Source organism: Calothrix anomala FACHB-343 (genome assembly GCF_014696435.1).
Taxonomy (GTDB): Bacteria; Cyanobacteriota; Cyanobacteriia; order Cyanobacteriales; family Nostocaceae; genus Aulosira; species Aulosira anomala_A.
The window spans coordinates 22,762-35,877 of sequence record NZ_JACJQG010000027.1 but is presented as its reverse complement, the minus strand read 5'-3'; the positions used below and the strand labels follow the sequence as shown (position 1 = coordinate 35,877).

General features: G+C 38.1%; 11 protein-coding genes. 8 read left to right on the top strand and 3 right to left on the bottom strand.

All coding sequences use genetic code 11. The features are described 5' to 3' along the window. Window positions 1-63 precede the first annotated feature (63 nt). The 3 genes from H6G08_RS16890 (at window position 64) to H6G08_RS16880 (ending at window position 3,566) form a co-directional block, all read left to right on the top strand. The gene (locus tag H6G08_RS16890) at window positions 64-1,617 is read left to right on the top strand and encodes a hypothetical protein (RefSeq protein ID WP_190544955.1); all 1,554 of its coding nucleotides are present in this window, start codon (window positions 64-66) and stop codon (window positions 1,615-1,617) included. A gap of 195 nt (window positions 1,618-1,812) precedes the next feature. Continuing rightward, window positions 1,813-2,043: a hypothetical protein gene (locus H6G08_RS16885; RefSeq protein WP_199322625.1), complete on the top strand. Its 231-nt coding sequence runs from the start codon at window positions 1,813-1,815 to the stop codon at window positions 2,041-2,043. 185 nt (window positions 2,044-2,228) lie between these two features. After that, a complete protein-coding gene (locus H6G08_RS16880; protein ID WP_190544953.1) occupies window positions 2,229-3,566 on the top strand; it encodes a GIY-YIG nuclease family protein in 1,338 nt (445 codons plus the stop codon). A 218-nt stretch (window positions 3,567-3,784) separates the two neighbouring features. On the opposite strand, the gene H6G08_RS16875 is transcribed toward H6G08_RS16880, so the two are convergent. Then, complete coding sequence (locus H6G08_RS16875) at window positions 3,785-3,928, bottom strand: hypothetical protein (RefSeq protein WP_190544950.1); 144 nt, start codon at window positions 3,926-3,928, stop codon at window positions 3,785-3,787. A gap of 15 nt (window positions 3,929-3,943) precedes the next feature. Further along, complete coding sequence (locus H6G08_RS16870; RefSeq protein ID WP_190544947.1) at window positions 3,944-4,090, bottom strand: hypothetical protein; 147 nt, start codon at window positions 4,088-4,090, stop codon at window positions 3,944-3,946. 514 nt (window positions 4,091-4,604) lie between these two features. On the opposite strand from H6G08_RS16870, the gene H6G08_RS16865 reads away from it, so the two are divergent. Beyond that, window positions 4,605-5,897 carry an ATP-binding protein gene (locus H6G08_RS16865; RefSeq protein WP_190544944.1) on the top strand — a complete coding sequence of 431 codons (1,293 nt, stop codon included), beginning with the start codon at window positions 4,605-4,607 and terminating at the stop codon, window positions 5,895-5,897. After that, window positions 5,887-7,668, top strand: a complete 1,782-nt coding sequence (locus H6G08_RS16860; RefSeq protein WP_190544940.1) for a tetratricopeptide repeat protein — start codon at window positions 5,887-5,889, stop codon at window positions 7,666-7,668. The genes H6G08_RS16865 and H6G08_RS16860 overlap by 11 nt, the downstream gene beginning before the upstream one ends. A gap of 401 nt (window positions 7,669-8,069) precedes the next feature. Here H6G08_RS16860 and H6G08_RS16855 read toward each other — a convergent pair whose 3' ends face one another. Beyond that, a complete protein-coding gene (locus H6G08_RS16855) occupies window positions 8,070-10,115 on the bottom strand; it encodes a hybrid sensor histidine kinase/response regulator (RefSeq protein WP_190544938.1) in 2,046 nt (681 codons plus the stop codon). 294 nt (window positions 10,116-10,409) lie between these two features. Here H6G08_RS16855 and H6G08_RS16850 point away from each other — a divergent pair, with 294 nt between their 5' ends. From H6G08_RS16850 to H6G08_RS16840, 3 genes are all read left to right on the top strand, one after another. Continuing rightward, window positions 10,410-11,150: a RibD family protein gene (locus H6G08_RS16850; RefSeq protein ID WP_190544935.1), complete on the top strand. Its 741-nt coding sequence runs from the start codon at window positions 10,410-10,412 to the stop codon at window positions 11,148-11,150. A gap of 205 nt (window positions 11,151-11,355) precedes the next feature. Next, a complete protein-coding gene (locus tag H6G08_RS16845; RefSeq protein ID WP_190544932.1) occupies window positions 11,356-12,528 on the top strand; it encodes a GNAT family N-acetyltransferase in 1,173 nt (390 codons plus the stop codon). A gap of 74 nt (window positions 12,529-12,602) precedes the next feature. Further along, window positions 12,603-12,986: a DUF4346 domain-containing protein gene (locus H6G08_RS16840; RefSeq protein ID WP_190545052.1), complete on the top strand. Its 384-nt coding sequence runs from the start codon at window positions 12,603-12,605 to the stop codon at window positions 12,984-12,986. The last annotated feature ends 130 nt before the right edge of the window (window positions 12,987-13,116 follow it).

Below are 13,116 nucleotides of genomic sequence, written 5' to 3'. Positions count from 1 at the left end.
TCGTTGTGACTGTGCAGTGGGAGTCTCGCAGATCAATCAAGTTCTAACTAACAAATCACTACCATGTCTTTCGGTTCCTCTGGTCGTTATCAAAGCAGAATCTTTAACTTTGTCCACCAGCAATCTCGGCGGTTGACAGAACAATTAGAACACACCATTCGCTACGTACAAGTGGCTACTAAATGGGGTGTTGAAGCCATACTGTATCCTGTATATATGTGGTTGCATTCTAGTCAATCATCAGAGAGAACCTTAGATGGTCAACCAACTCAAGCCAAACCACAGTTAGAACCACAAGTTGACAAACCCATTGTAAATGTATTAGAGACTGTCAAAAATTTACCATTTACCGATGATACTGCCACCCCCTCAAACGACAGATTATCATTGCCAAATTCTTTAGATTTCCTAAAATTTCTCAAGGAGAAAATTTCTCCGCAACAATCAACTACTGAATCTAGCTTAGTTTTATCAACAACTCCGCCAAAAAATCAGGTTCAGAGTCTCAACCCTGCGCCTATGTATTTAATGGTACGAGGAATTGCCACAGATATAGAAAAGCGGAATTTATTACTAATTACTGCGGATAATGAAATTCTGGATATTTTAACACCGCAACAGCAAGCAAAATTAGAAGCAAAAATTATTAGTGAAATTGGAAATTACAGGAATTCGGAAAAATTATTGGCAAGTAAGCAAGAAACTAACCCATTACCAGAAATTGAGCGGTTATTAGCAAAGCTTACTGGTAGTAATCCGCCAGAAATTTCTGTATTAAATGCAAGTAAATTTAACGAAACTCAAGATTTATTAAATTATCAAAAAGCCTTAACTTTTATCGATGCAGCAGTAGCCAATTTAGAAACTAAGGCTATAGTTCCCATACAGCAACGCAGCCAGGAAATGATGCAAATTGCTCAAACTCAGTTGCAGATATTTCTTTATGGGAAAGAGGAATTAGCCGCTAGAGGTGAAATTACAGCGACTAGTAATGTTAATTTTGCAGCCTTGATTGAAGCTGCACTCAATTACTTTTTGGGTGTGGGAAATTATAAAAAGCTAGATATTAGCGATGCAGAAATTAAAGCACCAAGTAAAAGATTAGCCGATAGTTCTGAGGTGACATCAACAAATAACCAGTTAGTCAATCAAAATATAGGCGCAGATGCTTGGTTAACTTGGAGCGATTTGTATGGCGAGTCTGAGATAATTGTCAAACCTTCAGTTAAAACTCCATCAAGTTTATCAATTACTTCTACTGTTCCTCAAAATTTAGTTAAGAGTCAGCAAAAATCTAGACAAACATCAGCCTCTAGTTCTGATTTGGTACAAAAGAAGAAAACAGCGCCGAATATCTCCCGCAATCAGCGAAAATCTGCTAAAGTTACCTCTAGTAGCCAAAATTCTGCTTCCATATCTCAAACTGAGAGCGATCGCAAAACAAACAATCAAGTAGAAGCCAAGCCAGATTGGATAGAAACAACAGCCACATTCGTCAGTTATGAAAAACACATCTTACAAAGAATTTTAGAGTTGCTAGATGGGATTATGGTTTGGTTAGAAACAGTATTTGTCAACATAATGATGTTTTTACGCGGTTTTTTGGGAGTTAAGTAACTGTTAGTTGTCAGTAGGGGTGGGTTGATTGAGATTGTTGTTAAGCAGCGAGAATATTTGTAAACTCGCTCGTAAAGTTTTTAGTTTTGAAACAAGCGAATTTTGCATTTTGAGTTGTTAATGGTGGGTTTCTGAGTGAAAGTTCTTGTTTACTGTAAGTACTTCAATTTTAAAAATCCGCTAGAAAAGCCTAAAATGGAAACCTTTGTTGTGGATTTACCGCAAATTCCCAGAATTGGGGAGACAATTGTTGTTGAGAAGATGTCCCCCATGAAGCAGTGCGTAATTATTTTTGAGTACATTGTTACAGCAGTACAGTTTAATGCGGTGAGTGAAGCTGCTGATGCTCCCAATGCTAGGGTTAATGTCTGTTTAAATCACTGTTGGGAAGGTACATCTAATTTTAAGTTGACCAACTTTTTATAGGATTCATAGCTTTTGCAGATATTTGAAAAATGTTACTTTGGGAGAATTTGAGGGAAAGCTATCAATATAGCTTTTACATAATGAGATGATGTCACTACTTTTATTAGTAAATAAGAGTGATTATATCTACTTTGTCAAGAGCTAAATTGTCTCAAATCTAAATGTTACATTTTTCTGAATAATCAGTGGATTTATTAGCAAATCTCAAACTCTCAGAACTACCATCAGTTTATTTATTAGACAAAGACAAACTGCCAAATTGTGCAGCTATCTACTTTGTATCTGATAGCAAAGGTCAAATTCTTTATATTGGTAGAACAATCAACTTAGTTACACGATGGCGAGAACATCATCGATTTAAACAGCTAAAAAGATTTAATCGCAAAGATACTATTAGTATTAGCTGGATCAATTGCAATCATCAGATAAATGCTCTGCCAACTATCGAAAATGAGTTAATAAATTTATACAAGCCGCCGCTTAATTGGTCGAAAGTAGTCGCACCAATTAGAAAAATAACTCCAGCCGAGACAGCATTACAGCAGAGTCTTCAGCAATTAGCTAAGTATAACACTATGATATTTGGGTTCGATCCAATTGCTGATGAAGAACCGCCAACAATATATTTAGTTTATCCTGTTTACGATAGGCGGGGTTTATCAGGAAGCATAAGATCTGCACTAAAAAATATTAACAAAAAAGCTAGCACACTGAAGTGGAAAGAGTACCATACAGAGCCGAAATCGGCAGGAAAATTCGGATATTGGGAGACGGAATACAACGGTATACGAATAGATGTAGCTCCGTTTCAGGGTTTAGTTCACTTTATGGATGATTCAACTCGTCGCACTATCGCCGGGGTTGAACTTATGGCTTTTAGCAGCGAACAACTAGAAATAATTCTGGAAAATACACCAGAGTTTAAGGAAGAAGCTTCAGGTTTAGAGGCTTTAGAAGATGATCCTATCCCCATAGAACTTGTTGATAAGAAAAGTCAGAGTAATAGTAATCGTCAAGATGTAATTGAAGTTGAACCTTGGGAGGAATTAGAACCAATGGCTGATAGTGAATCTAGAATAATGACTCGTCAATTTTTATATGCGGATGATGTAGAAATAGAGGTGTGTACTAGTGAAAATGGGAAACATTTTGTTAGACACAATGTTTATTGGTGGATAGAACATAACAATAAAAATCCCGATCCAAAGTACAATTGCGTGGTAGAAAATTTAAAAAGAATGGTAGATAGGCTACCCACTATCCGATGGTGCGGTTATAAATTTAGATTTGAGACTGTTGTATTCAACGAAGATGAGATAGAAATTGAAAGTATAATGCTACCACTAGCTATGTTTGAAGACCTGATGAGAGGTAACCTCGATTCAAGATTTAATGCCAAACTTATAGAAGAAATTAAAAGCGGTGAATATAAACCAAAAGCAGATGATTCAAAAAACATAAAACTGTGCGTATGGCTGCAAAGTAATTCATTATCTTCTCTGCTATCAACTAATCAGAGCTAAACAGCAAATAATTTAAAAAATATTAATTTTCTTCACGTTCAGCAAAAAAATTGTAGGTTGGGTTGAGGCTTTGCGAAACCCAACATTTATCTGGCGTTGGGTTGAGGAACGAAACCCAACCTACACCTAATGCAACATTTCAGCGCCACTGTTAGTGAAAGTTTTGTATTTCTTCGCGATCGCCTCTCCTCAGAAAAGTAACATTTATGAGGAAATTCTCAAGCGCGATCGCCTAAACTCGATATTCCCAGTTCTAAACTCGACGTTTCCGGTTTCAAAGGAGAATGTTCCTGTTTTGAACGAGAACGTTCTTGTTCTAAACGAGAATGTTCCTGTTTCAAGTGAGAACGTTTCTGTTTCAAGTGCGGCGTTTTGTGTTATGAGGTGGAATGATGGGGTTGGAAATGCGATCGCTTGACTGTGGAACGAGAAATTTCCTGTTCTGAGGTGGAATGATGGGGTTGTAAATGCGATCGCATGATAATTTTACTAACAAAGCCTAGCACTGAATCGCATAGATACATAGAAACACTTAACCTTTCAAGGCTAAGAAATTTGTACAGATGTAAAGGATATTGAAAATAAATTTTTTAGCGATAAAATTTATTTTATTTATTTGTTAAGTAGCTTTCACTATTGTAAATGTATAAACTAAAATTTATGCCTATTTACTAGATGTATAATTCATTATCAATTTTTATTTACTTTTCTCATCTATTCCTAATCCAATACGGTTCACTTAAGGATAATTGTAGGTTGGGCTTACCGTGTGTAAACCCAACAAAACCCTGGAAATGTTGGGTTTCGTTCCTCAACCCAACCTACATAGGTTAAGGTTTTTAGCGCTAAGTGAACTGTATTGATTCCTAATCTATCTGTTGTAATTCTGGAAGTCAAAGTTTGATTTTAATTACCTAAGCTATTGATTACTTAGTAAATATTATTTGGTATAGCTTGGGCAGTCCAATAAACTGTTGTTTTACCGTAAAAGAAAATAAGCCATGATATGAATAGTTGGCACTTTTACGGGGATAGGGAATGTCTAAAGAATTATTAGAATTGTTTCAGGAAGCATATAGCAATCTCGAACTATTTCCATTGATGGAAAAGAATGAAATGGAAAAGTTTCGAGTAGAATATGGTGATGATTTGATTGCAGATCTAAACCAATTGGTTGAAGATAGTCCCAATGGTGATAGTAAAATTATCTTTACGGGACATCGCGGATGTGGTAAGTCAACTTTGTTAGCTGAGTTTAGCAGACAAATTCAAAATAAGTATTTTGTAGTCTTGTTCTCTATTGCTGACAAAATTGAAATGTCAGCCGTTAATCATATTAATATCCTGTTTGCGATCGCAGTTAATTTAATGTCGGAAGCGGAAGCGCGTCAGGTGGAAATTCCCCAATCGACTAAAGAGGCTCTTTATCAATGGTTTGCTACCCGCACTCGCACTGAAGAATTAAATTTGAAAGCGGAAGCCGAAATTGGTTTTGATTTACTCAAGCTGATTAGTTCTAAATTAAAAGCTGATGCCGCGGTAAGAGATGAAATTAAACAAGAATTTGAAAGAAAAATATCAGATTTAGTGGCGAGAATTAACGAAATTGCTGCGCTGATTCAAACTGCGACCAAACAAGATGTTTTAGTGATTATTGATGATTTAGATAAACTCGATTTAGGCAGAGTTAATGAAATTTATAAAGATAATATCAAAGCTCTTTGTCAGCCGAATTTCCGCATAATTTATACTATCCCTATTGCTGTATTAAGGGAAACATTTATTAGCACGATTCTGACTACAGAAACTAATGACCAGATTGTAGTCATGCCTGTTTTAAAAATCTTCGAGAAGGGTAAAAATCGTCTCCCTCATGCTCAACCTCGTCCTGAGACAATTAAGATTCTCGGTGAGGTTTTACAGAAGCGGATTGCTAGTGAATTAATAGCCGAACAAACTGCTGAAAAAATTGTGATTTACAGTGGTGGAGTATTACGAGAATTAATCCGTATTGCAAAAGAATGCTGTCGCATTTGTTTGCGTTTAATTCGGAGAAATTCAGCAGAATCTATTATAATTGACGATAATATTTTATTTCAAGCTATTAATAAAATTCGGAATGATTTTTCTATACGTCTAGGAAGAATTGACATAGACATTCTCCAAAACGTATATAAACAATTTATACCTAATGACCCCAAACAACCGGAATTTTTAGATTTACTACATGGGTTATATGTTTTGGAATATCGCACTGATGAAACTTGGTATGATGTGCATCCAATCCTGATAGAAAGTTTGAAGAATAAAGGTGTTATCCATGTTGAATGAAGGATTTAGCGATGATGGAGAGTTAGATGATGAGCAAGAAAATCAAGATGCTTATGATGATTTGATTGTTTCTATAGAATCGGAAAAGCAAGGATTAAATTTGCTAATTGCTGTATGTGATGATGCAAGTTTTCGTGATGATATTATTGATAAATATGAAGCAGAACTACAACCAAATTTTCGTCCATATCGGGTGATATTAGCACGACAGGAACCGAGTTTAAAATCTGCTCTCAATCAATTAGTTCAACAAGAAGAATATCTACGTCAAAGAAATCCAGCAGTCATAACGATGATGGGTGCTGAACAACTTTATTTTCTCAAATTGGGTGATGAGCAATCAGAGCAAGAAAAGTTTTTTGGTTATTTACAATGGACTAGGGAAGGATTGCGGGAATTTCCTTTTGCAATTGTACTTTGGGTAACGAATCAAATCTTATTTAATTTAATTAAAAAAGCCCCTGATTTTTGGAGTTGGCGCAATGGTGTATTCCGATTTGTGTCTAAAAAAACGAATGCGATCGCAGGTAAGGAATTAGAGCCAATCCGCTTTGTTTTTCGAGATACGGAGTTAGCTAGCATTGATACTAATGAAAATTACTCTTTTTGTTTACCTATCCAAGATTTACAAAGGTTAATCGAGAAAGTTGAACAGCAAAAAGGAAGCAAAGATCCCAGCTTGGCTACTTTATATTCTAGGTTGGGTGATATTTACCGTAGTCGGTTAGATCGGGGTGAATCTCAGAATTATCAAAAAGAACAGGAATTAGCAATTAAGTATTGGCGTCAGGCGATAGATTTGAATAGGGAATTAGATTTGCAGATGGATTTAGCTGCTAATCTGAATAATTTAGCAGGATTTTACCGCGCAATTGGACGTTATCAGGAAGCAGAACCTTTATATCAACAAGCTTTGGAATTGACTCAAAATCTTTTAGGCGATAATCATCCATCTTTTGCTACTAGTCTGAATAATCTTGCCGGTCTTTATAAATCTACGGGACAATATAGTAAAGCAGAACTTTTATATCAACAAGCTTTGGAATTGCGAAAACGCCTGCTAGGAGATCATCACCCTGATGTTGCTGCTAGTCTCAATAATTTGGCGCTACTATACGATCAACAAGAACGTTATCACGAAGCTGAACCGCTTTATCTACAGTCATTAGAAATTAGAAAGCATCTGCTTGGTGAAAATCATCCTTCTATCGCCATTATTCTCAATAATTTAGCATTACTTTATTATCATCAAAAACGCTATGGAGAAGCGGAGCCATTATCGCTGCAAGCTATAGAATTAGATAAGCGATTTTTAGGAGATGAGAATTCTGAAGTCGCAACAGATTTACACAATTTAGCATTAATATATCGCGCTCAAGGACGTTATCAAGAAGCGGAGAGTTTGTTTTTGCAATCTTTGGAAATTAAGCAGCGTTTACTGCAAAAGGCGCATCCTCTGTTAGCAGATACAATTTATGCTTTAGGTTATATGTATCGAGAACAAGGGCGTTTTCCAGAAGCAGAACCTTTGTGTGTAAAGGCGTTGGAACTAGATAAGCAACTTTTAGGAGATAATCATCCTTATGTTGCTGAAAGTCTCAATAATTTAGCCGAAATTTATCGATTAACGGGGCGTTATAGTGAAGCACAGCCACTTTATCAGCAAGCTTTAGATATTTGTCAGCAAGTATGGGGTGTAAATCATCCTCATACTGTGACTGTTAGGGGAAGTTTAGCAGATATTAGCGATCGCCTTTCTTCGCTGCGGTGAGAGGTTGCTTTTGTTTTGGTTAGACTCAGCGCGATTTCAATAATTTTGGCGATACATCAATATATGATGGAGGGCATGGCACTGCCATGCCCCTACAATCTGTCAATTACCATGATGGAATGTTAAAGCATTTTTTTCTGAACTCGACATTCCGTGTTTTGAACTCGACATTCCGTGTTTTGAACTCGACATTCCGTGTTTTGAACTCGACATTCCATGTTCTGAACTCGACATTCCATGTTCTGAACTCGAAGTTCCGTGTTTGAAGCTCGATATTTCCTGTTCCCGGCTCAAAGTTTTGCGTTCTGAGGTGTAATAATGAAGTGATAAAGGCGATCGCTTGACTTCAAAACCTCAAGGCTGGGATTTACAACGAGAAGTTTCTCATTTTGATCGCGAATTTACCCTACAGAACTAGTAACTTCACGTGTCTCATCTAAAATGGATGTATCTTGCGGCTCATCTATCACAGTTTTTGCCGTACTATTGACTAGAGATTCTTCCAGTAACTTAGGGTAGTCGTTTATTCCCCTTTTTGTTTCATCTGTAACGGGGACTTCAATATCTTGTAACTTTTCTTCTGCTTCTGGAGGAGATAACAGGGCAATATCAATTAAAGGTAAGGCTATAGTTACTGTTGTACCTTGATAAAGTCCGGCACTTTTGAGGGTAATGCTACCTTTCATGAGTTCGATTAAGTTGCGCGAAATCGCCAATCCTAAGCCTGTACCCTCAATTTTGCGTCTGCTGGCACCATCTACCATCATAAACGGGCGAAATAGTTTATGCTGTTGGGCAGGATCGATGCCTATGCCTGTATCTGTGACATGAATTAATACTTGGGAGCGATCGCTGCTTTGTTCAATTTCACAAGCTATGGTAATACTGCCTTGTTCTGTGAATTTAGTCGCATTACCAATTACATTAATTAATACCTGCTTGAGTTTTGCTGCATCAGCTTCAACGGGAATGGCTTCGCTACCCAAATCAGTTTTTAACTGCAACTGTCTTTGTTGAACGTTGACTGACTGTATATTAATTACTTCTAAAAGTAATTGTCGCAAGTCTAGTGGTTCGGTGACTACTGAAAGTTTACCTGCTTCGATTTTAGAAATATCCAGCAATTCATTGATAATTCCTAATAAATGAATTGCGGTTTCATCGGCACGCTTGAGAAATTCTATTTCTTCTTCCCGACTATCACACAAACCATCGTGAACTAAACGTACACAATTAATAATAATATTTAATGGATTGCGCAATTCATGGGAAGTTGTGGCTAAAAACTGACTTTTAACTTGATTTGCAGTTTTTGCTTCTTTCCAAGCTAGTTCTAATTCTTCCGCCCAAGCTCTCAACCTTTCAACCATTTGGTCTAGGGCTTGTGCTAATTGATTAAATTCTCTAATTTTAAAATTGTGGGGTATTGGTTGGGCTTTGTTGCGACTGTCGATATTGAGAGCATAATCTCGCAATTCTTCTACAGGCCCTGCTAGATAAGGCGCTAAGTATAAAGATGCTAATAAGCTAGCACCGATTAAGCCAACTGTTAATACTATGATAATTAGTTTGATTTCTTCCAAACCAAATAGAGCATTCTCAACACTGCTCACAGCTAAAACAATCAATTTTTGCGGCGATTCTTGATTGGTGGGATCGACAATTACCGTATATCCAGCTAACAGTTCTTGTCCTTGTTTTAAGGACAAATCCATCGCTCCTGGTTGCTCAATAATGGCATTTTGAATTAAGTTTTGAAATTGCTCGTTAGTCAAATAATCTTGAATTTTTGTTCCCAATCTTTCTGGTATGGGATGTGCCAAGATTGTGCCATCTTCAGTGAAGGCTAGGAGCGAGCCTGATAAAGAGCCTGGATTATTTTTAGTTTGTTGATATAATGCTGACTTAATGCTTAAACTATAAGCCAATTCACCTTTCTGATTGTAGACTGGGGCAGATAATAATAATTGCAGTTGGTTTTGCGCGTCTCTAGAACCTGTGGTGCCGGCTTTTGGCGGTAATATAGCTTTGATGTCAACACCTGGACTAGGAAATGAGGTACTAGGTTCTGCTATTTCGCGATCGCCACAACTACTGGCAACTATTTTCTCAGTTTTGACATCTGTTAATTGAATACAGTCTACTTGGGTTGGCAGTTGTTGCGAAATCTCCGTGAGAAAGTCTTCCGTCTCGATGGGCAAAGGCGACTCGATTATTTTGGTGCGACTGATAATGAGTAAAGTAGTTTTCAGGGTAGCGATCGCATCGCGAATTTTTTCCCCTTTAATCACAGCACTTTCTGTTAAGTTCTGCCGTGCATTTTTTAATAGGCTAGTACGTGCCTTATTCAAGGCCACTATTTCTCCTATTAATAATACTGGCACAAACACCAGTAATATTCTTGTTAATAATATACGTCTAAAGGATGATTGACGAGGCTTTGCCATCGCATGTCTCACTTCGCATCTGCAAACCACAATAGCCAAAGATATGGAATTAATCCAGCCAAATGAGACATTTTATGAAGTTATGTCTACTTTATTAGCAAATTTTAAACATATCAAAGCTGGTATCTGCAAAATGAAACATGGTATACCAAAACCTCTTAAGGTTAAATGTAAAAAAGACTGGTGTTGTATATGCATAGGGTTGGGAAATTAGTACACAGGAACTTGCAAGCATGGATTTTTGTTAATTCAACACACCAGCAAGCAAAATATTAAAACTATCAAAGCAAATCAATGGTGCAACATCGTCCTCATACCACAGTAGTTTTGGCAATGAGTGCAGATGGCAAAATTGCAGATTTCAGGCGATCGCCTGCTCGGTTTGGCTCAAAGGCTGATAAAGCACACCTGGAAACACAAATTGCTGCCTCTGACGCCGTTTTATTTGGTGCTGGCACTCTCCGTGCTTACGGTACGACACTTACCGTATCACATCCAACACTGCTGCAACATCGATTGCAGGAGGGTAAATCTGCCCAGCCACTTCATATAGTCATTACACATTCTGCTAACCTCAATCCGGAACTTCACTTTTTTCAACAACCAATTCAAAGGTGGTTGCTCACAACTACAGCTGGGAAACTTTTCTGGAAAAGACGGGAAGATCAACTTCCGCAGCCAGAAACTACTCCCACACTGAAATGTGCGGCAAAATTCGAGCAAATTTTGGTTTTTGAAACCCCGACGGGCAAGATTGACATACTTGCCGCGCTAAAACACCTGGCATATCTACATATAACACGCCTAGCAATATTAGGGGGTGGGGAATTAGTAGCTTCAATGCTGGAATTAGGTTTAATCGATGAATTATGGCTGACTGTGTGTCCTTTGATTTTAGGTGGTGCTAGTGCGCCTACACCCGTACAAGGTGAAGGATTTTTGGCAAATCTCGCCCCCCACCTACAACTTTTAGAAGTCCGCCAAGTCGATCAAGAAGTGTTTTTACACTATAAGCTGCAACAAACTGTAGATTAGATTACTCTATTAGGGGTTGGGCATGGGGCATTAGGCATTGGGCATTGGTCAATAGTCAATGGTCAATGGTCAATAGTCAATGGTTAATAATCATTTATTTTCCTCCTTGTCCTCCTTGTCCCCCTTGTCTCCCTTGTCCCTCTCCCTAACCCCTAGCCCCTAGCCTCTAGTCCCTAACCCCTAGTCCCTCACCAAAAACCACAGGATGATAGAAAAACTAAAACCCCGCTATTCTATCGTTTGGAGCGATAAAATTGCTGAAATCCCGCAAGAAGCTTGGGATGCTTTGGCTTTACCTCTGAAAACTCCTTTTTTAGAGTGGGAGTGGTTGAATAATTTGGAAATCTCCCACAGTGCTACTAGAAGAACTGGCTGGTTACCCAATCACTTGACTGTATGGCGCGATAAAACGCTGATTGCGGCGGCTCCTCTTTATCTTAAAGGACATAGTGCTGGCGAATTTGTCTTCGATCACCAATGGGCAAGTTTAGCTGAACGGATTGGGGTGGATTATTACCCGAAATTATTGGGAATGACGCCGTTTACTCCGGCTGAAGGCTATCGGTTTTTAATTGCGCCTGGGGAAGATGAGGATGAAATTACAGGTTTGATGCTGCATGAAATTGACTCTTTCTGCAATCAGCATCGCATTTCTGGCTGTCATTTTCTATATGTCGATCCCGAATGGCGTCCAGTGTTAGAAAGACAAGGCTTTACCAGTTGGCTGCATCATAGTTACATTTGGGACAATAGCGCATTTCAGAATTTTGATGATTATTTAGCTGTATTCAACGCCAATCAGCGCCGTAATATTAAGCGGGAACGCAAAGCGGTAGAAAAGGCGGGTTTACGGCTACAACCTTTGACTGGCGAGGAAATTCCCCATTCTTTATTTCCTTTGATGTATCAGTTCTACGCAGATACTTGTGATAAGTTTGGCTGGTGGGGTAGTAAATACCTGACAAAACGGTTTTTTGAACAGTTACATGGTAATTACCGCCATCGGGTGCTGTTTTTTGCTGCTTATAGCGAGCAAGATAACCGTCACCCAATAGGAATGTCGTTTTGTTTATTTAAGGGCGATAGACTATACGGGCGCTATTGGGGAAGCTTTCAAGAAATCGATTGCTTGCATTTTGATGCTTGCTATTATGCACCGATTGAATGGGCGATCGCTAACAATATCCAAATTTTTGACCCTGGTGCTGGTGGAAGACACAAAAAACGGCGCGGGTTTCCGGCTAAACCTAATCACAGTTTGCACCGCTTTTACAATAACCGTTTAGGACAAATTTTGTTGCCTTATATCCAGGAAGTCAATCAACTCGAACAACAAGAAATTGAAGGGATTAATGCCGAATTGCCCTTTAGTAAATGAGATATTTAAGTACAATAAATTACACTAGAAATAGCATGTATAAACTTGGCAAAAATTTGCTTTAAAAAATGACTATGGATTTGATGGTAGAAGATTTGGCCGCGATTGATGAACAGCTTTCTGCAAGACATATTGACCTTGACCCTAGTGGATATTTTATTATCTACTTGGATCGAGAGGCAAGATTAATTTATGCCAAGCATTTTACAAATGTAATTGATGAGCGCGGTTTAGCTGTAGATCCAGAAACGGGAGAAGTAATACCTGCTAAAGGAAAAGTGCAACGAACTCACACAACTGTATTTAGTGGGAGAACTGCTAAGGAACTCTGCGTCAAAATATTTGAAGAAACTCAGCCCTGTCCAGTGAGTCTTTTAGACCATGCAGCTTATTTGGGCAGAGAATTTGTCCGGGCTGAGGCGGCTTTAGTGACAGGGCAAGAGTATATTCAAGATTAAAATTTATTGCACATAGGCAATAAAAGATTAAATTTTGTCATTTGTCATTTGTCATTGGTCATTTGTCAATATGAATGACCAATTATTGTATGGTGTCGATTTAAAGACATACTCTGAAGACAGTAGCAGG